At 36.6% G+C, this 23,646-nt stretch carries 21 protein-coding genes; 13 read left to right on the top strand and 8 right to left on the bottom strand.

Translation table 11 applies throughout. The features are described from left to right. Window positions 1–56 precede the first annotated feature (56 nt). The 8 genes from LPB89_RS15165 to LPB89_RS15130 all read left to right on the top strand — a co-directional run bounded on the left by LPB89_RS15165 (window position 57) and on the right by LPB89_RS15130 (window position 9,550). Window positions 57–1,436, top strand: a complete 1,380-nt coding sequence (locus LPB89_RS15165; RefSeq protein ID WP_230702576.1) for a CDP-glycerol glycerophosphotransferase family protein — start codon at window positions 57–59, stop codon at window positions 1,434–1,436. 16 nt (window positions 1,437–1,452) lie between these two features. Then, on the top strand, window positions 1,453–2,589 hold the full coding sequence (locus tag LPB89_RS15160) for a glycosyltransferase family 4 protein (protein ID WP_230702575.1): 1,137 nt from the start codon (window positions 1,453–1,455) through the stop codon (window positions 2,587–2,589). Window positions 2,590–2,676: 87 nt separating this feature from the next. After that, window positions 2,677–3,681 (top strand): hypothetical protein, encoded by a 1,005-nt coding sequence (locus LPB89_RS15155; protein WP_230702574.1) that lies wholly within the window; start codon window positions 2,677–2,679, stop codon window positions 3,679–3,681. A gap of 11 nt (window positions 3,682–3,692) precedes the next feature. Further along, window positions 3,693–4,817: a glycosyltransferase family 4 protein gene (locus LPB89_RS15150; protein WP_230702573.1), complete on the top strand. Its 1,125-nt coding sequence runs from the start codon at window positions 3,693–3,695 to the stop codon at window positions 4,815–4,817. Next, window positions 4,807–5,670 (top strand): hypothetical protein, encoded by an 864-nt coding sequence (locus LPB89_RS15145; protein WP_230702572.1) that lies wholly within the window; start codon window positions 4,807–4,809, stop codon window positions 5,668–5,670. Before LPB89_RS15150 ends, LPB89_RS15145 begins: the two co-directional genes overlap by 11 nt. Then, window positions 5,671–6,741 (top strand): glycosyltransferase, encoded by a 1,071-nt coding sequence (locus LPB89_RS15140; RefSeq protein WP_230702571.1) that lies wholly within the window; start codon window positions 5,671–5,673, stop codon window positions 6,739–6,741. A 3-nt stretch (window positions 6,742–6,744) separates the two neighbouring features. Beyond that, window positions 6,745–8,094: an O-antigen ligase gene (locus tag LPB89_RS15135; protein WP_230702570.1), complete on the top strand. Its 1,350-nt coding sequence runs from the start codon at window positions 6,745–6,747 to the stop codon at window positions 8,092–8,094. 61 nt (window positions 8,095–8,155) lie between these two features. After that, the gene (locus tag LPB89_RS15130) at window positions 8,156–9,550 is read left to right on the top strand and encodes an exopolysaccharide biosynthesis polyprenyl glycosylphosphotransferase (RefSeq protein ID WP_230702569.1); all 1,395 of its coding nucleotides are present in this window, start codon (window positions 8,156–8,158) and stop codon (window positions 9,548–9,550) included. 1 nt (window position 9,551) lies between these two features. Here LPB89_RS15130 and LPB89_RS15125 read toward each other — a convergent pair whose 3' ends face one another. After that, on the bottom strand, window positions 9,552–10,685 hold the full coding sequence (locus tag LPB89_RS15125; RefSeq protein ID WP_230702568.1) for a DUF4105 domain-containing protein: 1,134 nt from the start codon (window positions 10,683–10,685) through the stop codon (window positions 9,552–9,554). A 37-nt stretch (window positions 10,686–10,722) separates the two neighbouring features. Next, the gene (locus LPB89_RS15120) at window positions 10,723–11,706 is read right to left on the bottom strand and encodes a PorV/PorQ family protein (protein ID WP_230702725.1); all 984 of its coding nucleotides are present in this window, start codon (window positions 11,704–11,706) and stop codon (window positions 10,723–10,725) included. A 275-nt stretch (window positions 11,707–11,981) separates the two neighbouring features. On the opposite strand from LPB89_RS15120, the gene LPB89_RS15115 reads away from it, so the two are divergent. Next, a complete protein-coding gene (locus LPB89_RS15115; protein WP_230702567.1) occupies window positions 11,982–12,692 on the top strand; it encodes a phosphatidylcholine/phosphatidylserine synthase in 711 nt (236 codons plus the stop codon). 11 nt (window positions 12,693–12,703) lie between these two features. Then, window positions 12,704–13,561 carry a glycoside hydrolase family 25 protein gene (locus LPB89_RS15110; RefSeq protein ID WP_230702566.1) on the top strand — a complete coding sequence of 286 codons (858 nt, stop codon included), beginning with the start codon at window positions 12,704–12,706 and terminating at the stop codon, window positions 13,559–13,561. Between the two features lie 81 nt (window positions 13,562–13,642). Here LPB89_RS15110 and lptB read toward each other — a convergent pair whose 3' ends face one another. From lptB to LPB89_RS15090, 4 genes are all read right to left on the bottom strand, one after another. Beyond that, the gene (gene lptB, locus LPB89_RS15105) at window positions 13,643–14,383 is read right to left on the bottom strand and encodes an LPS export ABC transporter ATP-binding protein (protein WP_230702565.1); all 741 of its coding nucleotides are present in this window, start codon (window positions 14,381–14,383) and stop codon (window positions 13,643–13,645) included. Window positions 14,384–14,610: 227 nt separating this feature from the next. Next, on the bottom strand, window positions 14,611–14,961 hold the full coding sequence (locus LPB89_RS15100; protein ID WP_223679981.1) for a carboxymuconolactone decarboxylase family protein: 351 nt from the start codon (window positions 14,959–14,961) through the stop codon (window positions 14,611–14,613). Next, window positions 14,954–15,769 carry a twin-arginine translocase subunit TatC gene (gene tatC, locus LPB89_RS15095; protein ID WP_230702564.1) on the bottom strand — a complete coding sequence of 272 codons (816 nt, stop codon included), beginning with the start codon at window positions 15,767–15,769 and terminating at the stop codon, window positions 14,954–14,956. Before tatC ends, LPB89_RS15100 begins: the two co-directional genes overlap by 8 nt. Next, complete coding sequence (locus tag LPB89_RS15090; protein WP_230702563.1) at window positions 15,769–16,734, bottom strand: SIS domain-containing protein; 966 nt, start codon at window positions 16,732–16,734, stop codon at window positions 15,769–15,771. The genes tatC and LPB89_RS15090 overlap by 1 nt, the downstream gene beginning before the upstream one ends. Window positions 16,735–16,820: 86 nt before the next feature. Here LPB89_RS15090 and recQ point away from each other — a divergent pair, with 86 nt between their 5' ends. After that, window positions 16,821–19,016 (top strand): DNA helicase RecQ, encoded by a 2,196-nt coding sequence (gene recQ / locus LPB89_RS15085; RefSeq protein WP_230702562.1) that lies wholly within the window; start codon window positions 16,821–16,823, stop codon window positions 19,014–19,016. 118 nt (window positions 19,017–19,134) lie between these two features. Here recQ and LPB89_RS15080 read toward each other — a convergent pair whose 3' ends face one another. Continuing rightward, the gene (locus LPB89_RS15080; RefSeq protein ID WP_127338441.1) at window positions 19,135–19,374 is read right to left on the bottom strand and encodes a hypothetical protein; all 240 of its coding nucleotides are present in this window, start codon (window positions 19,372–19,374) and stop codon (window positions 19,135–19,137) included. Window positions 19,375–19,676: 302 nt separating this feature from the next. Between LPB89_RS15080 and LPB89_RS15075 the strand changes: the two genes are divergently transcribed. Together LPB89_RS15075 and LPB89_RS15070 are read left to right on the top strand one after the other, a co-directional pair. Further along, window positions 19,677–21,236, top strand: coding sequence for an NAD(P)/FAD-dependent oxidoreductase (locus LPB89_RS15075; RefSeq protein WP_230702561.1), 1,560 nt, complete (start codon window positions 19,677–19,679; stop codon window positions 21,234–21,236). 102 nt (window positions 21,237–21,338) lie between these two features. Next, window positions 21,339–22,427 carry a hypothetical protein gene (locus LPB89_RS15070; protein WP_230702560.1) on the top strand — a complete coding sequence of 363 codons (1,089 nt, stop codon included), beginning with the start codon at window positions 21,339–21,341 and terminating at the stop codon, window positions 22,425–22,427. A 213-nt stretch (window positions 22,428–22,640) separates the two neighbouring features. Here the strand turns inward: LPB89_RS15070 and LPB89_RS15065 are convergent, their stop codons facing one another. Then, a complete protein-coding gene (locus tag LPB89_RS15065; protein ID WP_230702559.1) occupies window positions 22,641–23,600 on the bottom strand; it encodes a quinone oxidoreductase in 960 nt (319 codons plus the stop codon). Between the last annotated feature and the right edge of the window lie 46 nt (window positions 23,601–23,646).

Genomic DNA, 23,646 nt, shown 5'->3' with positions numbered 1-23,646 from the left:
TTTTAGGAATTGTAAGTCAATGATCGAATTAGTATTGTTTTTTAGTAAATTTTTGAATGGAGAAAGATAAAATTTTATTGCTCTTTCCAGATGGAGTCGGAATTAGAAATTACCTGTATGCTAATGTTTTTAAAGACATGCAGGAGGATTTGGTATTGTTCCATAATTTTGATCCCGAAACGGTAAGTGCCATTAAAGACAATGTTATCCTTGATGACGAAATCACTATTCCTGCTTATAAAGAATCCGCCAGAGAGAAATTTTTAAGAGAATTGATTTGTCTTTGCAGGTTGTATCACAACACACAAAAAGTAAAAAACACCTCCCTGCTGACCAATTGGAACTGGAAGCAAAATACATTTTCGAAAAAGGTTTTTTATAAGCTGATTGAAGCAGCAGCCTCGTTTTTTAAGAAATATTCGGGTATTCTGAAATTAGAAAAACACTATCAGAAAGCAATTCGTCAGAATGTTTTTTATGATGAGGTCAAAGAAATTTTAAAGAAAGTGCAGCCCAGTGTTGTTTTCTGCTCCCATCAGCGGGCTTTAAAAGTAGCCGGTATTTTTGCAGCCGCAGCAGACTTAGGAATTAAAACGGCAGCGGTAATTTATTCCTGGGATAATTTGCCTAAAGCACGAATGGCCCTAAGGGCTGATCATTATCTGGTCTGGTCGGATTATATGAAACAGGAATTACAATTGTATTATCCCGAAATTCCGGTAAAGAGCATTGCGGTTACCGGAACGCCTCAGTTTGAGTTTTATGCAGATGAAAAAAACAGAATCGATAAAGAAAAGTTCTACAAAAGATACAACCTGGATCCAAATAAAAAAATCATTTGTTTCTCCGGAGATGATACCAAAACCTCTCCCGATGATCCGGCTTACCTGAACGATATTGCAGAAGAGCTTACAAAAGCCAGTCTGCAGGATGAATACCAGATTTTGTTTAGAAGATGTCCGGTCGATTTTTCGGGCAGATATGATGCTGTGGTAAAAAAATATAAAGATCTTATAAAAGAAGCCGCGCCCTTGTGGTATTTTAATACGGCAAACGAATGGAACACAGTGTACCCTTCAATTGAAGATGTGAAATTGCTGATAAGTACTGCTTTTTACTCGGATATCGTTGTAAATGTCGGATCGACAATGGCTTTTGATTTTGCCATGTTTAATAAACCCTGCGTGTTTATCAATTATGATCAGCAGCAGAAAAAGGTGAAAGACTGGTCGGTAAACACGATTTATCAATTTCAGCATTTTAAAAGTATGCCTGATAAAAGCGCTGTTATCTGGCTGAACAATAAACAGGAAATTGTAGAAAAGGTAACGTTGCAAAAGAATTGCAGTCCGGCTATGATCGAATGGAAGAATATTGTGCTGGAAGAGTATCAAAATGCCTCGACAAAAATAAAGCAAATCCTTAAAGCCCATTAAAATGCATATTTGCTTCTTGACAAACGAATATCCAAAAGAAGGATTTCCACATGGCGGAATAGGAAGTTTTGTGAAAACTTTAGCGGTAGCCCTGATTAAAAATGGAATCAGAGTTTCTGTGGTTGGCCTGAACTATACCTCAAATAATGAAGAGGAAACTACAGACGGAGTTCATATCTATCGTCTGAAAAGAAGCAGCGTAAAAATAATTTCCTGGTATTTTAATTTTAAAGCCATTAATAAAAAGATAAAGGAAATTCATAAAGAAAATCCCATCGCTATTGTTGAAGCTTCCGAACTGGGTCTTGCGTTTATAAAAAAGATAAAAGGGATTAAATACATCATCCGGCTTCATGGAGGACATCATTTCTTCGCTGAAGGTGAAAACAGGAAAATCAATAAATGGAAAGGATTTCAGGAAAAAAGGTCTTTCGGTAAAAGTGATGCTTTTATTGCCGTTTCACAGTTCGTAAAAAAGCATACCGAAAAATATTTAAGCTATCACAATAAACCATTAGCTTATATCAATAATCCCATAAATACGGAATTATTTCAACCCATTAAAACAGAAGTGCCCGAAACCAGAATTGTTTTTGTGGGTACAGTCTGCGAAAAGAAAGGAGTCCGCCAGTTAATACAAAGCTTTTCTTTCGTAAAAAAAGCTTTTCCTGACGCGACATTAGACATTTATGGCAGGGATTGGTTTTTTCCGGATGGAAGTTCCTATGTGGAAATGCTTAAAGAAAAAGAGCTGCCTCTTTTAGGAGATGCGATACCAAAAGACATTTATTTTCATGGCGCGATACCTTTTACTGATATTCCTGAGGTATATGCAAATGCTTCGGTATGTGTATTTCCATCGCATATGGAAACGCAGGGTTTGGTAGCACCGGAAGCTATGGCAATGGAAAAAGCAGTTATCTTTACCCAATTAGGCCCGGGCCCGGAAACGATAGAGAATTATAAAACGGGATTATTATGCGACCCGTATAGCCCTGAAGATATTGCCGAAAAAATCAGCTGGATTTTTTCCAATAAAGAGAAGGCAAAAGCAATAGGTCAGGCAGGAAGGCAATCCGTTCTTGCAAAATATGGATTGGAGAGTATAGCGCGTCAGAATATGGATTTTTTTAAGTCTTTACCTGATCAATAAAATGTTTAGGACAGGCAGGAAAAGATAAAATACGAGTGCAGGGCAGGACTTGCACAAAGGTTTACCTATAATATTAATTAGCTTCTAATGAAACTGGAATTACCCTACTGGACTTCTCATCACAACATGATACTGTATTCATTACTGCACTATTGTGAAGAAAACAATGAGGTTTTTGATGTTTCTTTTAATACAAAAATTGCTACGGGCGGCGCTATACTGCACAACAACAATCAGATGATTTTTTTAGATTATTCAGATAATAGTGTATTCCTTGATAATCCGGAAAAATATGATTTTTATTTTAAGAGATCATTGCTGTTTCAGGATTATAAAGGAAATGTGCATCCGTTGAATCTTCAGGTGAACTTCTCGTATAAAGCGGTAAAACTTTTAATGAAGTTGAATTTTAAAGACCTGGTAAATAAAACAAACCGCACAGAAATTGTCCGTGCCATGGATTACTTTAATCTGGTTACCAATTTGTCGCATAATGCAATGGACGTAAGGGATTTTCCAAAAAAGACTGATGACCATAACGGAAAAATCATTTTTCATTCGAGACTATGGAATCCGGATAATAATGCTGACCTGGATGAAAAAATAAGAAGGGCGAGCCAGAACGAATTTCGTATTGAAGCCTGCAGGATTATAAAAAAGAATTTCAAAAATGTTTCAGTGGGTTTATTTCCCGATGAATTATCAAAGAAAATTGCCCCGGAACTGCTATTAGATATAAAACATACCTCTAAAAAAGAATATTTTAAATCCTTAAGAAACGGAGATATTGGGATAGCAGATGACGGCTTGAAAGATACTCCGGGATGGAAAATAGGAGAGTATCTGCTATTTGGAAAAGCAGTTGTGACCACTCCTCTTCGTACAGTTGTAGAAGATTTTAAAGAACATACTAACTTTGAAAAGCTTCAAAATCGCAGTTCCTATTTAGAATTACCGGAAAAAATCGAATACTTACTGGAAGGTAAAAGATATCTGGAAGTAGGAGAAAATAATTTAAAATGGAGTGAAAACTACTTACACCCAAAAAATTATATCAGGAGAATATTGAACATTACAAAAAATACGCTTTAGTGCCAAAACCAATGAAATTTGCTGTAATCACACATGTAAGCCATACTTGGAAGGATAACCAGTATTTTGGTTATGCGCCTTACGTGAGAGAAATGAACGTTTGGCTAAAAAATATTGATGAATTGATTCTGGTCGCACCGCTAGGCCCTAAAAGTCCAACCTTGATCGACTTGCCGTACGAACATGATAAAATCGACTTTAAAGAAGTTCCCGATTTTAGCCTTACTAATTTTAAAGAGATAATAAAAGCCATATTTAAATTGCCCGTTATTTTCTGGAGGGTTTTTTGGGCGATGAAAAAAGCCGATCACATTCATTTGCGATGTCCCGGAAATATGGGGCTGATTGGCTGTATCGTTCAGGTTTTATTTCCACACAAGGAAAAAACAGCAAAATATGCCGGCAATTGGGATCCGCAAAGCAAACAGCCCTGGACTTACAAATTGCAAAAGTATATTGTAAGCAATGTTTTTTTGACCCGAAACATGAAGGTTTTGGTGTATGGCGACTGGAAAAATAAAACCAAAAACATAGTACCTTTTTTTACGGCCACGTATTTAGAATCAGAGAAAACTGTGGTTCAGAAAGAACCTTTTAATGCAGGAATAAAATTTGCTTTCGTCGGAAGTCTGGTGGAAGGTAAAAATCCTTTGTATGCAATAAAATTGGCAGAACAATTAGCGATAAAAGGATTTGATGTAGTTTTAAACGTATACGGCGATGGCATTCAACGAGATAGTTTAGAAGCATACATTAAAAATAAGCAATTGGAAAACACTGTCTTTTTATATGGAAATCAAAATCAGGATACGATAAAACAGGCCCTTCAAAAAAGCCATTTTGTGGTGCTGCCCTCTAAAAGTGAAGGCTGGCCCAAAGCAATTGCCGAAGGAATGTTCTGGGGTTGTCTGCCTATTGCAACCAAAGTCTCCTGTGTTCCTTTTATGCTTGCGGATGAAGAACGCGGCCTGCTGTTGGAAATGAAAATAGAGCAGGATGTTCTTAAACTTGAAAAAGCACTTAAAGACGAATCGGATTATACTCTAAAAAGTCAAAAAGCCCTCGTTTGGTCACGGGAATATACTTTAGAAGTCTTTGAAAAAGAAATAAACAAAATACTACATCATGAAGCATAGCTTAAAAACGAAGATATTTAAAGTTCTTTCCGTGTTGCCTGATCGCCTTGGATATGGCGTATATCATTTTTTGCAAAATATCGGAGGTAAATTAACGCTGGAAGATAAAATTCGTTCTACAAACGATAGTTACCAAACCATAGTAAGAATTTTGCGTGATAATAATGTTAGTATTGAAGGTAAAAAAGTTGCCGAACTAGGCTCGGGCTGGGTGCCAATTTTTCCGTATCAGTTAATTTTGGATGGAAAAGCCAGACAGGTCGATACATATGATATAAACGAGCACTATAGCAAAAAAGAAGTGAAGAAACTGAACAGCTATTATAGCTCAAAGTATACTGTAGAAACCGAAAGCAAAAGTAAATATCCCCTTCTTAAAAACATTTTTTATTATCCTAAAACCGATATTTGTAACGGGGATCTTAAAGATGTAGATTTGATCGTGTCAAGATTTGTTCTGGAACATGTGCCTCCCGGTGAAATAACCAAAATGCATCAGTTTATGCTCGCCAGTTTAAAATCAGGCAGTCATATATTACACTTGATTTCTCCCAGTGATCACAGGGCTTATCAGGATTCTTCGTTGTCATTGCAGGATTTCCTGAAATACAGTGAAGCAGAATGGAATCAGATACAAACTAAATTCGATTACCACAACAGACTGAGGCTTCCGCAGTATTTAGCGCTTTTTCAAAACGAGTTTGAAATAACCTTTTTTGAACACAGTACCATCAATACGGAATCTGAAAGTTTTAAGAAATTTAGCAAATTAAAAATCCATGGCGATTTTAATAATTTTACGGATGAAGAATTAATGGCAGGAAATATCAATATTTTACTGAAAAAGAAATAAATGAGGATTGTTCAGATTATAGATTCACTCGAAGCTGGCGGTGCGGAACGTATGGCAGTTAACTATGCCAATATTCTCGCGGATAAAATTGAATTCTCCGGATTAGTGGCGACCCGGAAAGAAGGGCAATTAATAAATCTTATAAATAAAAAAGTTTCGTATCTCTTTTTAAAAAAGGAAAATAAAATCGATTTTAAAGCTATTTTCAGATTGAGAAAATACCTGAAAAAGAACAAAATCGATACCGTTCATGCGCACAGTTCTTCTTTTTTTACAGCCGTTTTAGTGAAGTTTACGATGCCGGGAATCAAAATAGTATGGCACGATCATTACGGAAGCCGTGCAAAGGAATCAAAAAAACAAAACCGGATTTTAATTTTTTCCTCACTCTTTTTTCATTCTATTTTTGTGGTTAACCTGCAATTGCAGGAATGGAGCAGAAAGAACATGAATTGTAAAAACGTAATTTTTGTTCCTAATTTTATTTTAGAACGAAATGAAAACCCGGAAATTACACAGCTGAAAGGTGAAAATGGAAAACGAATTGTTTTTTTGGCAAATTTAAAAAAGCCAAAAAACCATATTTTTGTCCTGAACGCTTTCAGGGAACTGAAATTAAAGGAAGCCGGCTGGACCCTGCATTTGATTGGAAAAGATTATTCTGATCCGTATTCGCAGGAATTAAAAGACTTTATAAAATCTAATGCATTAGAAAATCATATACATTTGTGCGGAGAAAAAAGTGATATAAAATATATTCTCTCGCAAGCGTCAGTAGGTGTTTTGGCATCCACTCAGGAAGGATTCCCTGTAACATTACTTGAATATGCTGCCGCTAAACTGGCAGTCGTTTCTACTAATGCAGGGTATTGCGCTGAGCTTATTCAGGATGAATTTAATGGATTGTTATTTCATCCTTTAAGAGATGCTGAAATAAACCAACAGTTGGAAAAAGTAACAGGAAGTGAAGCGCTTAGAAAAGTTTTAGCCAGCAATTTACATGAAACACTGGTTAAGGAATATTCACAAGAAACGATAGTTGAAAAGCTTATACAGGCTTATAAAAAATAATTCATGAAAAAAACCTCATTATCTTATGTTCATTTAATTGCATTTCATGCCTTTATAGGAGTGTTGGTTTTTATTTTGCCTTTTATTACAAAAATTTACACCCTCTCTATTTTTGTTTTTGGAATTTTCTACATTATTAAAAACAGGAACAGGAATAATGAAGTTCTGATTATGTCGGCTTATGTAGTAGGAGCAGAGGTACTTTTAAGGATGACAAATGGAGTGATTTTAAATGAATTCGGTAAATATGCCGTAATGATATTCATGTTTACCGGCATTGTTTACTCTGGTTTTTCCAGGAAGGCATTAATTTACTGGATCTTTTTTATACTTCTTATTCCGGGAATTATAATATCTGTTTTTTCTTTAAACTTTGATACTGATATCAGGAAGGCAATTGCTTTTAATATTTCCGGACCGGTCTGTCTGGGTATCTCTGCCATTTATTGTTATGAGAGGAAAATAACTTTTGACAGATTGAAGACAGTCATAGCTGCTTTGTGTTTTCCCTTAATTTCTATTGCGGTTTATCTTTTTTTGTATTCCCCAAGTGTGAGGGACGTTGTTACAAGTACAGAATCTAATTTCGCCACTTCAGGCGGGTTTGGACCCAATCAGGTATCTACAATTTTGGGATTGGGAATTTTTGTCTTTTTTGTACAATTATTATTAAATTCAAAAAGCAAATTTCTGATCGCGTTGAATGCTATCCTTGTGATGGTTTTTGCTTTTAGGGGAATTGTTACTTTTTCCAGAGGAGGGGTAATGACAGGTGTCGTGATGATTATCTTGCTTTTAATGATATTGTACTATCAGGGAAATGCGGTAGCTAAGTCAAAAATTGGACTGATCATGTTAATGACATTTTTGGCAGGAGTAGGGGTTTGGGGTTATTCTTCATTTCAAACCAGCGGACTGATCAATAAAAGATACTCCAATCAGGATGCTTTGGGAAGAGTTAAAAAAAGTAAATTATCAGGCCGGGAAACCCTTATTGCTTCAGAACTTCAAATGTTTGTGGAAAACCCTGTTTTTGGGGTGGGCGTAGGAAGGAATAAAGAGATTAGAAAAGAAGAAACGGGAATTGAAGCAGCATCTCACAATGAAATTACAAGGATGGTCGCCGAACATGGCAGTTTGGGCTTAATTGATCTGATGATTTTGTTGTTTACTCCCTTGTTATTGTTTGTAAATAACCGTCAAAATATATTTGCTCTCTCTTTTTTAGCTTTCTGGCTGTTAACAATCAATCATGCGGCTATGCGAATGGCTGCTCCGGCATTTGTTTATGCTTTGGCACTTCTTTCTATCCAGATTAACATTCCGGAAAAACCTCAGAATTCAGGCGATTAAATCCTTTTTTTTATAATACATTTGCTTCGAGTTAATTACCCCAAATTAAACCGTAGAATAGATGTTTTTAAATAAAAAAATTCATTTCGAGATATCGGAACGGAAAGTACTGCTTCATATTTTAGATGCTGTATTTGTCTTAGGTACACTTTTTTTACTGAGTGTAACTACTGATTTTAAATATTTTGCATTCTCAAGTGCCAATTATTACTGGGAGATTGTATTGATCTTTTACATATACATGTTTGGATCTATTTTCGAAATGTATAATTTACAGGTGGCCAGCAATCAGTTTCAAATTCTCAGAAGCACCATCTTCACAGTAAGCACAACGGTAATTGTTTATTTACTGACTCCTGTTTTATCTCCTGAATTACCCAAAAACAGAATCGCAATAGTTATCTTTTATTTTGCTGTTCTTTCTTCCCTGTTAATCTGGCGATACTTGTATGTCTATTTTCTGGCTTCACACCGATTTATCCAGAATGTTGTTTTAATATGTGACAAAAATCAGGTTGAAGAATTGGTTTTGGGACTTGAAAATGTTGATCCCCATTACAAAATCGCAGGTTTTGTTAACTCTGATGCTGTTTCCGGCGAAGAGTCCGGTTTTTGTTATGTCAAAGAAATTAAAAAGGAAGATTTAGAAGAATTTGTTTCAGGCAACAACATAGCTGAAATTGTCATTGCTTCCCAGAACACTGATGGGATCACTGCAGATTTGTATCAGACCATACTACATTTATTAGAGTCCGGAAACGTAATTAGAGAATATACGCAGGTTTACGAAAGCAAAACACAACGTATTCCGGTACACTATATCTCACGCGATTTTTATCGCTTTTTCCCCTTCAGCCGAAGTAATAACAATAAATTATACCTGTTTTTAGTTCGCTTTCTGGAACTGCTGTTTTCAGTCATAGGCTTACTGATTTGCTTTGTCTTTATTCCTTTTATTTTTATTGGAAATAGTATTGGCAATAAAGGAAGTCTGTTTTATACACAGGAAAGGGTAGGTAAAAACGGGGTTGTTTTTAAAATTTATAAGTTTAGGACAATGGTCGAAAATTCAGAATCTGGCGGAGTTGTTTTTGCAACTTCAAATGATAAACGGGTTACGCCATTTGGAAAATTTATGCGCAAATCCAGAATAGACGAATTGCCACAATTCTTCAATATTATTATTGGCGATATGGCTGTAATCGGGCCAAGACCCGAGCGTCCTTTTTTTGTTGCCGAAATTGCACAGCGAATGCCTTTTTATGAGACAAGGCATGTTATAAAACCGGGCCTTACAGGCTGGGCACAGGTCAATTATTCGTATGGCGAATCTATCGAAGAGAGTCTGATAAAATTGCAGTATGATTTGTATTACATCAAGCACAGAAGTATTTTTCTGGACGTCAGTATTACTTTTAAAACCATCACAACAATTGTATTCTACCGCGGACAATAATTTAGATAATGATCGGAATACGTTTTTTGTTTCGGATCGCGACTCTGACGAGTACAAAACCACTAGTAATTATCATAGGCAGGACAATAAAAAAGTGTGCTTTATTGATCATAAAAATGGCATAAACTACCAGGAATATCAGATGTAAAACAGAAAAGCGGTACGTCCATCTTTTATTTTTTGCAATCGAAAGAAATATTAAAATCAGCAGTAAAGGACTAAATAAAAGGGTATTGTAATTCATAGCCAGTTCCAGGTGAAAGGAATAGAAGCCAACAATAACAAAAAAGATCCCGATTAAGGACAAAATCAAAAGATAAATTTTGTCTACTGCTTTATTGTGTGCCAAAACAACAAAACCCAGTATAAAAAGATACGTATACACATTATTCCACCAGGAGGATGGCGTTTCTTTTTCGAAACTTAAAAGAGTTTTGCTTTTGCTTACCAAAGGATGGTTTTGGAAGGTAGTTTTTTCCAAACTGCTCTTGAGCTCGAAAGGCAGGAATATTTTCGTCCCCAATTGATCTACTTTTGTCCCGAAGATAATACTGGTTCCTAATTTCTCATAAAAATGCCCGTCAAAATAAGGGTATAAAATAGATCTGTAAGTGATGTCCCTGTCTCCCTTTTTTACCACTGCATCCTGGCCTAAGGTGGCATTAATGATGTCCACTACCATCGATGTACAGTTCTTATCAATAAATTTATAAGTATAATAACGATCGTCTGAAAACAGTGTGGCGTTTAATTTATCAAAAAGAGTTTGTTTCAATTCAGGAGAAATAAGCAATTCCTGCTCATAAACACTTCTTCCCTCAGAAGTATAATCACTTAGGAATTCAGGAAACGGGCGTGCACTTACAAAATATTGTAGGTCCCCTTTTGCAAATTTTGCCACGAAATTAGGAGTCCTGAAATCAAAATTGCCATAATTATAAACCACATCAATAGTATTTACCGGATCAGCTACGCGAACAGCAGTATGACCAAAAAAGGAATAGCTTTCGTTGCCAAGGCCACAGGTAATGACGCTTATTTTTGCTTCTTTTGATAAGGGTAAGTTTTGGCTGAAACCACTACTAAAACTTAATAATAAAGTAAAAAGTGTTATTTTGAAAATGACTTTTTTCATGATTTAAAATTTTAAGAAGTTTAATGGTTTGTAATTATTATCTAAAGATACTTAAATCTACTTTTAATGAGAAAATATTGGAATACAAAGCAGTACTCTGATTGCCCAGATCGGTCAAAGCATAATCTACCTGAATGCCTTTATATTTGAAACCCAAACCAATATTGGGTTGAAAATTTATTTTTTCAGTGTTGTCTAATTGCGTCACATTCTGAAAATTTCCTGCTCCTGCTCTCAAAAATACCAGATCAGTATAACCAAATTCAAAACCCACAGCAGGATCTATACTTACTGCTTTTGAAGAAATAATATCGTTCGTACGTTCAAAACGCATGTTCAGATTCGTGGCTACCAAAAGACTGTAATCATTATGGAATTCAATTTTTCTCGATACGCCCAACTGTGCTTTTGGCAAAGTGATCTCTGTGCTTTCCGGCAATTCATTATTTTCTCCCGGAATAGCATTCGATATTTTTTTATATTCCTCCTCATCAATATTCCACACATTATAAGTGGTAGTAATATCGCGAAGCATCAGGCCAAATTTCCAGTCATTTTTTTCGAATTGTAGTCCAAAATCAAAACCAAATCCCCAGGAATTCGCAAACTTTCCGATAATACGGCGGATTACTTTAGCATTCACGCCATATTGAAATCCTTCTACAGGTAATTTTCTGGCGTATGAAAATGTAAAACCATAATCGGCAGTTGAAAAAAGACTGATTCGGTTGTAATCAATATTTCCCTGACTGTCGATTAATTCGGTGGTGTTCAGAATGTCATCAACCCCAAAACGAATCATCGAAATTCCCCAGGCGCTTCTGTCATCAATCGGACTTGCATAACCGATATAGTCATATTGCGCGATGTTGGCAAAATAATTGGCGTGCATCAGTGAAATCTGGTGATCTTCAAGATGTGTAAGACCGGCCGGATTCCAGTAAACGGAGTTTACATCATTGGTCGACGCAACCACAGCGCTCGACATTCCAAGGGCAGCTGCATCAACACCAATATTCATAAACTCATTCGAATATTTTCGAACAGTTTGTGCGTATTGTGCCGTACAACTCCATAATAATAAAAGCGTGAAAAGTTTCTTCAACGGATATTTTTTTGTAAACCGGAGTCTGTTTTAATTTTTATCAAAAATATAATATTTTACGCATCTAAATTTATGGATTTTGATAAATATTGCGAAAGTCAGAATTTTGAATAAAAAACTCCCTGAAAAAGCTATTTTAGATTCAGTTATTGTGCTAAATTTGTTGCTCACCATTATCAAAATTTATAAAGATGAATATTAAAAAACACATTCCTAATTTAATTACGTTAATCAATCTTTTTTGCGGTTGCATAGCAGTTGTTTATGTTTCTGAAGCCAACTACTTAATGGCTTTTTACATGGTTTGTTTAGGTATCTTTTTTGATTTTTTTGATGGATTTTTTGCCAGATTATTTAAAGTTTCCAGTCCACTTGGACTGCAGTTAGATTCTTTGGCTGATATGGTGACCAGCGGAGTAGTGCCGGGTTATGTGATGTTTAGCTTGTTTTCGAACAGCGCACATGAATTGGGCACAAATCCTTTCATTCCCTTTTTAGGTTTCATCGTTACACTGGGTTCCTGCTACAGACTGGCTAATTTTAATATCGATACGCGTCAGACAGATTCGTTTATTGGATTACCGACACCGGCAAATGCCTTGTTTATTTTAAGCCTGCCTCTGGTGATAGAATTTTCAGATTCTTTAATGATGCTTGAAATTTTAACGAACCAATGGGTCTTACTCTTTATTACATTGTTAAGTGCTTATATCCTAAATGCTGAAATTCCTTTGTTTTCATTAAAAATTAAAAAGTATAATCTAAAAGACAATGTACTTCAGATCGTATTTTTAGTAATTTGTTTGTTGTTAGTAGTATTGCTTCAATACATGGCAATTCCGTTAATTATCATTTTTTATGTAGTATTATCGGTAGTAAATAATATGTTTCTGAAAAAGTAGTTTTTTGTTGAATGAAAAGAAAATCTGTTACAAGAAAACAAAGCTATAATCGAAAAACGGGCTCAGGTTCTTCGATTGGTAAATTTTTTCGATACCTGACTCTTATTGTTTTTATTGGCCTTTTTCTGGGTGGTGTTTATCATTATCGCAGAGGACTGGCGTATTACCTGGGTTTTAAAAAGGAAAAACTTTCAGAAAAGGAAATAGAAGACAAACGACTTTCGGATGTGCGAAATTTTCAGGTTCTCGCGAAACATGAAGGAAAATCGATTGGTCTGGATGTATCCGAATATCAGGGAAAAATAAGCTGGTCTTATGTAGATACGCTGGAGCAAAAATACCCACTGGACTTTGTTTTTATCAGGGCAACCGTAGGCAGGGACAGAAAAGATTTTCAGTTTAAGCGAAACTGGATTGGAGCCAAAGAAAATAAAATGATCCGTGGCGCTTACCATTATTATCGTCCAAATGAAAATTCCATCGAACAGGCCGATCTTTTTATTAAAACAGTAAAATTGGAGAAAGGCGATTTGCCACCGGTGCTGGATATCGAAAGATTACCAAAAAATCAATCAATAGACAGTCTTAAAAAAGGATTGAAACGCTGGTTGCTGAAAGTAGAAAATCACTATAAAGTCCGGCCAATAATCTATACAGGCGAAAGATATTACGCTGATTTCCTTAAAGATGAATTCGGGGAATATTTGTTCTGGATCGCCAATTATAATTTCTACAGGGAAAGAATCGAAGATGACTGGTTATTCTGGCAGTTCACTGAAAAAGCAACAGTACCCGGAATTGAGCGTACGGTCGATGTGAATATTTACAATGGAGATTTACAGCAATTGCAGTTTATAACCGTTGAGTGAAGTTTTTAGTCTCAGTTTTTAGTCTCAGTTTTCAGTCTGTTAACTGAGACTGAAAACTGAGACTGAGACCTGTGACTTATTTTAGAATTCGAGTTTCTTCTTGCGCAGCTCAAAGTTTTGACCCAGATACACACGGCGAACCATTTCATCTTCAACCAGTTCTTCCGGAATTCCGGCTTTCAGGATTCCTCCTTCAAACATTAGGTAGGTTTTATCCGTAATAGCCAAGGTTTCCTGTACGTTGTGATCGGTAATAAGAATTCCGATGTTTTTGTTTTTCAGTTGCGCTACAATTCGCTGGATATCTTCAACGGCAACCGGGTCCACTCCGGCAAAAGGCTCATCCAGTAAGATAAACTTCGGATCGGTAGCCAGTGCACGTGCGATTTCGGTACGACGGCGCTCTCCTCCTGAAAGTAAATCGCCTCGGTTGGTACGAATATGTTCCAAACTGAATTCTTCGATTAAACTTTCCATTTTGGCAATCTGCTCTTCTTTAGAAAGTTTAGTCAGCTGCAAAACACTTAGGATATTATCTTCAATACTTAATTTTCTAAAAACAGAAGCTTCCTGTGCCAGATAACCAATGCCCTGCTGTGCACGTTTGTACATCGGATAATCGGTAATATTTAAATCATCCAGGTAAATACTTCCCTGATTTGGTTTTACCAGTCCTACAATCATGTAAAAAGAAGTTGTTTTTCCGGCACCGTTTGGCCCCAGAAGACCAACGATTTCTCCCTGGTTTACTTCAACGGAAATTCCTTTTACAACACTTCGTCCTTTATAGGTTTTGATTAAATTATCGGCTCTTAGCTTCATTTAGTTCAATTAGATAATTAGGTAATTAGAAAATGAGATAATTGAAAAACTAACTCACTATTCAATTTTATAATTTGATTTGAAAGGCAAAATAAATGTAAAATAATCAATCCGATAAATCAATTAACAAATTATTGCGTTTTCAAAATTTAGATTTTGTGATTAAGAATTAAATAATTAGAGCATTTCGGGAAATTATCTAATTATCTAATTGACACATTTTCTAATTATTTTCCAGCTTCTTCCAAAGCTTCCCAGAATTCATAAGCTCTGCGTAAATGCGGGATCACAATTGTCCCTCCAACGAGAGTTGCGATTCCCATTGCTTCCATCATTTCTTCTTTGGTAACTCCTTCTTTATGGCTGGTTTCCAAATGGTATTTGACACAGTCATCACAACGTAAAACAGCAGAGGCTACCAGGCCTAAAAGTTCTTTTGTTTTTACATCAAGAGCTCCCGGTGCATAAGCATTGGTGTCAAGGTTAAAGATTCTCTTTACAATTTTATTATTGTCAGCTAATAATTTTTCGTTCATTTTAGAACGATAGTCGTTAAATTCTTGAATAATATCAGACATTTTGTTTCATTTTATTTTTATAAACAATCTTTGAAATCAGGATACTCACCTCATAAATAATCAGCATGGGTATCGCTACAATGGTTTGGCTCACCACATCCGGAGGGGTAACAATTGCGGCGATAATCAAAATGATGATTACGGCATATTTCCAGTATTTTCGTAAAAATTCGGGTGTTACCAGGCCTAATTTCGTTAAGAAATAAATAATAATCGGCAATTCAAAAAATAATCCGCTGGCCAGTACGCTGGTTTTAACCATCCCCATGTAAGATTCCAGTGTAAATTGATTCTTTACAACATCACTCACAGAGAAAGTAGCAACGAAATTGACAGACATTGGAATTACGATATAATAGCCAAATAATACGCCTAAAAAGAAAAGGAGCGAAGAAGTAAAAATAAATACTTTGGCATTTTTTCTTTCTTTCTCGTACAAAGCCGGGCTTATAAATTTCCAAAGTTCCCATAAGATATAAGGGAAACTCAAAATGAATCCGGCGAGGATACACATCCAGACAAAAATATTCACCTGACCTTCCATTTCAGTATTCTGAATAATGAAATTCAGTTCGGTAATACAAATACTGTCGGCAAAACCCAGTTGATGTGATAAATCACAAAACCATACATAGGTAAAAAAAGTAGGTCTTATAGGCCCTAAAATAATTTGATCAAATAAATAATCACTGATAAAATAAGTGACAAATGCCATGATGCAAATTGCAATTGTACTTCTAACTAATAACCATCTTAATTCTTCAAGATGATCTAAAAACGACATTTCGTTCAGATTTTTCTTTGCCATTATACGATTCCCTCTTTTAATATGTCATGTAAATGTAAAACGCCTCTGTAGGTTCCGTTATCGGAAACAATCAATTGGGTGATTGAAAAATCTTCCAGAATATTTAAAGCATCTACTGCCATTGTATCAGAAGAAACTAATTTCGGATTTTTAGTCATAATATCTTTAGCGGTTAAATCAGCGATTGTGTCTCTGTCATTAAGCATTCTTCGGATGTCTCCATCCGTAATAATCCCGATTATTTTCTCGTCTTCTATTACGGCAGTGACACCTAATCTCTTTTCGGATATCTCAAATATAACTTTTTTAACTGAGGTGTCAGGAGTAACCATCGGTTTTAACGAATGTTCAATCATGTCTTTTACACGAAGCAATAGTTTTTTTCCTAAGGCCCCGCCAGGGTGATATACGGCAAAATCTTCAGGTTTAAAATCACGCATTTCCATTAAGCAGACGGCAAGGGCATCGCCCATTACAAGCTGTGCCGTGGTGCTGTTGGTTGGTGCCAGATTAATTGGGCAGGCTTCTGTGTCAACGGTAGTGTTTAGAACATAATCAGAACCTTTGGCTAAGAATGAAGTTATGTTTCCGGTGATGGCAATCAGGGTATTCCCAAAACGCTTTAGTAGCGGAACCAAAACTTTTATTTCAGGACTGTTTCCGCTTTTGGAAATGCAAATAATAATATCTTCGTTTTGTATCATGCCCAGGTCACCATGAATCGCTTCTGATGCATGTAAAAACATAGAAGGAGTTCCGGTGGAATTAAAAGTAGCGACCATTTTTTGTGCGATAATCGCGCTTTTTCCTATCCCCGTTACGATCAGTCGGCCTTTAGTTTCATATATGCGTTGGGTGGCTTCGTAAAAATTTTCGTCCAAAAAATCAATTAGCTTTATAATTGCTTCACTTTCAGAGAGTATTGTTTTTTTTGCTATGGCTAATATATTTTCTTTTGTGATCAAAACAGAATATTTAAAATTTGTATGTATAAAAGAAAGTTGTATCTTTATGTGTTGCAAATTTATACAAATTACCATTAATATAAAGAATGAATTCAAACGAAATTGAAATACACAAGGAATTAAAGAAGTATTTCGGCTTTAGCCAATTTAAGGGCTTGCAGGAGCAAGTCATTACGAGTATCTTAGGTAAGACGAACACTTTCGTCATAATGCCTACAGGCGGTGGAAAGTCTCTTTGTTATCAATTACCCGCTTTAATTCAGGAAGGGACAGCTATTGTTGTTTCTCCTTTAATTGCTTTGATGAAAAATCAGGTTGATGCGATTCGAAGCCTTTCTTCAGAAAACGGAATTGCACATGTATTAAATTCCTCCCTCACCAAAACAGAAATTGCACAGGTAAAAAAAGACATAACTTCCGGACTGACCAAACTCTTGTATGTGGCACCGGAATCTTTAACAAAAGATGAATATGTAGCCTTTTTGCAAAGTGTGCCCATTTCATTTGTTGCCATTGATGAAGCACACTGTATCTCAGAATGGGGGCATGATTTCAGGCCAGAATACCGAAATCTGAAAAATATAATCAAACAATTAGGCCAGGTGCCTATTATTGGCCTGACCGCCACTGCAACACCAAAAGTTCAGGAGGATATTCTTAAAAATCTGGACATGTCTGATGCAAATACCTTCAAAGCATCATTTAACAGACCCAATTTATACTACGAAGTACGTACCAAAACTAAAAATATAGAATCGGATATTATTCGGTTTATCAAACAACACAAAGGCAAATCAGGAATTATTTACTGCCTGAGCCGTAAAAAAGTAGAATCTATTGCTGAGGTTTTACAGGTCAATGGAATTAGTGCCGTTCCCTATCACGCAGGGTTAGATGCCAAGACACGAGCCAAACACCAGGATATGTTCCTGATGGAAGATGTAGATGTGGTCGTCGCAACAATTGCTTTTGGAATGGGAATTGACAAACCCGACGTTCGTTTTGTTATTCACCATGATATTCCAAAATCATTAGAAAGTTATTATCAGGAAACGGGCCGTGCAGGCCGTGACGGAGGTGAAGGACATTGCCTGGCCTATTACTCCTATAAAGATGTCGAAAAGCTGGAGAAATTTATGTCCGGAAAACCTGTAGCAGAACAGGAAATTGGTTTTGCACTATTGCAGGAAGTTGTGGCCTACGCCGAAACCTCAATGTCACGAAGAAAATTCCTGCTGCATTATTTCGGTGAAGAATTTGACAGTGAAACAGGCGAAGGTGCTGATATGGACGACAACGTCCGAAATCCGAAAAATAAAATTGAAGCCAAGGAACAGGTTGTTAAATTGTTGGAGATTGTTCGCGATACCAAGCATATTTATAAATCAAAAGAAATCGTATTTACCTTAATCGGCCGTATAAATGCTGTCATTAAAGCACATAAAACCGATACACAATCTTTCTTCGGTAAAGGCTCTGACCATGACGAAAAATATTGGATGGCCTTATTAAGACAGGTGCTGGTAACCGGTTATTTGTCTAAAGACATTGAAACGTACGGAATCATAAAAATTACAGAAGCCGGACTGGATTTTATTAAAAACCCGGTTTCCTTTATGATGTCTGAAGACCACGAGTACAATGAGTCTGAAGACGAGGCAATCGTAACCGCTTCCAAATCCTCCGGTACTGCCGATGAAGTCCTGATGGGAATGTTGCGCGAGCTGCGAAAAAAAGTAGCCAAAAAACTCGGAGTTCCCCCATTTGTTGTTTTTCAGGATCCTTCCCTTGAAGACATGGCCCTCAAATATCCGATTAGCTTAACGGAATTGTATAACATTCACGGCGTTGGTGAAGGAAAAGCAAAAAAATACGGAGGCGATTTTATTACCCTGATTAATCGTTATGTAGAAGACAATGATATCATTCGCCCGGATGACTTAGTCGTTAAATCTACCGGAGTAAACTCTGCCAATAAATTATACATCATTCAGAACATAGATCGAAAATTATCCCTGAAAGATATCGCTTCCGCCAAAGGACTTACCATGGATGCCCTGATTAAAGAAATGGAGCAAATTGTATACGCCGGAACCAAACTGAACATCAAATATTGGGTTGACGATATGTTAGATGATGATCAGCAGGAAGAAATTCACGATTACTTCATGGAATCAGAATCCGATAAAATCGAAGATGCCCTGAAAGAATTCGATGGGGATTACGATATTGATGAACTTCGTTTGATGCGTATTAAGTTTATCAGCGAGGTAGCGAATTAAAAATTAAATTCCAAAATTTATAAATTCCAAACTCCAAGTGCTAGCGATAGTTTGGAATTTGGATTTTTATTTTCAATGATTTCCAAACTTGGAATTTGGAGTTTAAAAAATTGGAATTTTATTCTGAGTAAACTTCCCCCCGATGTGGCTTCAAAGCATCTCTTACGGGAATCATATTTTCATCAGTCACCACCATAAAAGCAATGGCATGCATTTCGCTGATTACTTTAAAACCGGTAATATTCAACGGAAGTTTTTCAATAGCAATATATTCTTTCAAATGAATTTCGTGGTGTTCCGCTGTTTTTGCGGAAGCCGGACCCCGAAAATCCCAAATCAATTTTATTTTTCTAGACATTATTTTTAAGGTGCAAAGGTTCTGAGTGGCAAAGGTACAAAGTCTATTTTACGAAAAAGGTACAAATTACTGCATAATTAACCGCAAAGTGCGCTAAGATTTTTTAAAGGTATTGTTTTATAAAAACACAAAGTTCGCAAAGCTTTTGTGTTGATCTAGCTTTGTGAACTTTGTGTTTTCTATGCATACAGTAAAATTAAATCTTAGCGCACTTTGCGGTTAATTATATAAAGTCAGTTCAAAATAGTATTTTTGCATGTTCTTTTCATAAATAGAAAAGCTAATTGCATAAATAAGATACAATGCCAAGAGAACTTTTACTTCAGGTAACCCCGGAAATTGCCGCAAACGAATTGCTGCTTCATGACCATTTGTCGAAGCAGTTAAAAGTTTCCCCTAAAGAGATTCAACATGTTTCGATCCTGAAACGCTCGATTGATGCGCGTCAAAAAGCGATAAAAATCAATTTGAAAGTGCTGATATATTTAAAAGGGGAGCCTTTTCAGGAAACCAAAATAGAATTACCTGCATATAAAGACGTTTCTAAAGCTCAGGAAGTAATTGTGGTTGGCGCTGGCCCTGCAGGACTTTTTGCGGCTTTGCAACTCATAGAATTAGGTTTAAAACCGATTGTGCTGGAGCGCGGAAAAGATGTCCGTGGACGCCGTCGTGACCTGAAAGCCATCAATGTAGATCATCTGGTGAACGAAGATTCTAATTATTGTTTTGGCGAAGGAGGAGCGGGAACCTATTCTGACGGGAAATTATATACACGTTCTAAAAAACGCGGCGATGTAACCCGAATTTTGGAACTTCTGGTTGCTTTTGGAGCCTCGGAAGATATTTTGGTGGAAGCACATCCACATATCGGAACCAATAAACTGCCTAAAATCATAGAAGACATTCGAAACAAAATTATCGAATTTGGCGGTCAGGTCTTGTTTGATACCAGAGTTACAGATATTTTGGTTAAAAATAATGAAGTCGAAGGAATTGTAACGCAAACGGGAGATAAAATTCTTGCAAATAAATTAATCCTGGCAACGGGACATTCTGCGCGTGATATTTTTGAATTACTGGACAGAAAGAAAATTTTTATCGAGGCCAAACCCTTTGCATTGGGAGTTCGTGCAGAACATTCGCAGGAGTTAATAGACAGCATTCAGTACAGCTGTGATTACCGCGGGGAACATTTGCCTCCGGCGCCGTATTCTATTGTCAAGCAGGTTAACGGTCGGGGCATGTATTCATTCTGTATGTGTCCGGGTGGTGTTATTGCGCCTTGCGCGACGAGTCCGGGTGAAGTGGTTACGAACGGCTGGTCACCATCAAAACGGGATCAGGCAACGGCAAATTCGGGAATCGTGATCGAACTAAAACTGGAAGATTTTAAACCTTTCGAAAAATTTGGCGCTTTGGCCGGAATGGAATTCCAAAAAAGCATCGAGCAAAAAGCGTGGCATTTGGCAGGACAAACCCAAAAAGTACCGGCACAAAGAATGATCGATTTTACCCAAAATAAAGTTTCAGCTGATATTCCTAAAACTTCCTATGTTCCGGGAACGACTTCGGTTGAAATGGGACAGGTTTTTCCCGGATTCTTATCACAGATTTTACGCGAAGGTTTTAAGGAATTTGGAAAATCTATGCGCGGTTATTTAACCAACGAAGCCATTTTACACGCACCTGAAAGCCGAACATCATCACCGGTCAGAATTCCGAGGGATCCTTTGACTTATGAGCATCTGCAAATAAAAGGCCTGTATCCGTGCGGAGAAGGAGCAGGTTACGCAGGCGGAATCATTTCAGCAGCTATTGATGGTAAAAAATGTGCTTTGATGATTGCTGAAACTTTGAAATAATAGCTGAATCGGGTTTTTTTATTTATTGGAATAGTATTATATTTAATTATCCGGTTGCAATAATTGTAATACACCTAAAAATTAAACCCCGTAATAATTCTGATGGCAAACTTCTTTTCGAATTTATTTGGCAGAAATAACGATCCAAAATCAATCATTTCTTTTGATGTTATCGATTCAATCTATGCGTATTTGTATCATGAACAAAATAGTATAGAATTTAAAATGAAGGGAATTCACGATACTGTTTCTGTGAATTTGTATGCATTTCCAACTTCCTTAGATCATGATGAAGGCAAAGCGCAAATTGAAAAAGCAGGATTTAAAAATGCGTATGAAGTTTTAAATGAGCTTTATAAAAAGATTGACATAGGCATTCTCTCCGAAGAAATTATAGAACAGGATTTAGAATACGATTTTATTCATATTCAGTTCTATTCAGAGCCGGGTGCGGAAATGAAAAAGTATTTTAACCGTGTTTTAAATAATTTCATCATCATATTTTGCTGCACCAATAGTTTAGAGATAAACGATTTCAAAATTTTATATTCAGGCAGTCATTTTATAGATTATATAAAAGGATTGCTTGATACTGAATATCTGGATGTCAACAAGCCTAAAAACGAAACACAGGAAATTGGAATCAAAGATTTTAAAATAGTTTTGCAGAGCATCTGCCAGTATATAAATATTGAAATTCCGGAAAGCATTGAGCTTCCTTCTTCAGAAAATTTAATAGAACTTGAACAGGTGACTAGTGAAACCTTTGCAGAGTTTATAAAGTTAGTTTCAAGAGGTAATATTGAAGAAAAAGAACTGAAAAAACAATCCAAAAAGCTTTTTGCAGCTTTTAAAAATGAGGCAAAAGACTATTACGAAAAAGTCGAAGGCCATTTTGATTTTTTCGAAAGTATCGATGCCTGGAACAGCGACTGGAAATTCGATCCCGAAGATGCCGAATATTTTATTTCAGAAATGATAGGAGAAGATCTTAATTTCGAATATCCTGAAGAAACGTACAGTCATGAATTGTTTCCGTATATTCAGTCTGCTTTGGAAAAACGTAATCTGGAATTAATGACCTACGACACACACGGAGATAATTACCTGTTTTTTGTCGCCAATAAAAGTGATGTTTACAGAATTGTAGCATTAGCTGAATTGACTAAAATTGAAGTCAATCAATTATAAGTTGAAGTTAATTGTATTGTTTCCCCCGCTCTGAGCGAAGTCCAGTCACCCTGAGCGAAGTCGAAGGGCCACACAAGAAGCTCGACAAAGAGTTTTGATTTACTTTACGGAGTTTCGGTGCGATCCTTCGACTTCGCTCAGGAGGACATACTGTGTTGAAAACTGAGACTGAGACTTGAAACTGAGACTGAAAACTAATAACCACACCCCAAATTACGGAATCAAAATAATCTTCCCCGTACTCTTCCGGCTTTCCAGATAATCGTGCGCCAGTTTTCCTTCTGATAATTTAAAAGAAGTTGGAGTTGAAAGCGTAATTTTTCCTTCGATAATCCAGTCAAACAACTGCGTGGCTCTTTTGATTCTTTCTTCTTTAGAATTCAAATAACTCCATAAATCGCCTCCGGTTAAGGTTTTGGAAGTATCCATGAGCATTCTCGGATCTACAGGAGCAGGGTCACCTCCGGCCATTCCGAAGAAAACCACCTGTCCGCATTCTTTAGTGACTTCAAAACTATCGGTTAAAGTGCTTCCAATACTGTCATACACCACGTCAACACCTTTTGAAATTGTTTTGAAAAGATCCGATTTCCAATCTTCCTGATATAAAAAAACATGATCGGCACCTTGTTCAAGAGCGACTTTTGCTTTTTCTGCTGATGAGGTCAGGCCAATAACAGTAGCCCCCAAAAGTTTACTGATCTGAGTTAAAAACTGACCAACTCCTCCGGCAACGGCATGAATTAATACCGTTTCACCTTTTGCGGTTTTATGGCTGTCTGTAGCCAGATAATGTGCTGTCAGGCCTTGTAGTAATATCGAAGCTGCAGTTTCGAAAGAAAGGGCTTCGGGTAAAGGAAGTACATGATTGATATTGACGGCCACCAGTTCTGCATTGGCAAACGGAACATCTGCGAAAGCGATACGGTCTCCGATTTTGTATTCGGAATGATTATTCGCGTCAACAACGATTCCGGCACCTTCATAACCTGCAATAAAAGGCGGATTCCCTTTTAGATGATAATTTCCCTTTCGTCTGTAAACATCGGCAAAATTCAGTCCGATGGCTTTCATTTCGACTAAAATTTCATCGCTTTTTAATTTCGGATTGGGGATTTCTATATATTCTAAAACATTTGAATCTCCGAAAGAAGAGAAGGTAAGTGCTTTCATTTTTTAAGTATTTAAGAAAGCAAAGTTCGTGAAAATTAGTTTCCGG

It is taken from the genome of Flavobacterium sp. ENC, from assembly GCF_020991415.1.
Lineage (GTDB): Bacteria > Bacteroidota > Bacteroidia > Flavobacteriales > Flavobacteriaceae > Flavobacterium.
The sequence above is the reverse complement of the archived record's forward strand: the minus strand, read 5'-3'. Positions and strand labels throughout refer to the sequence as shown.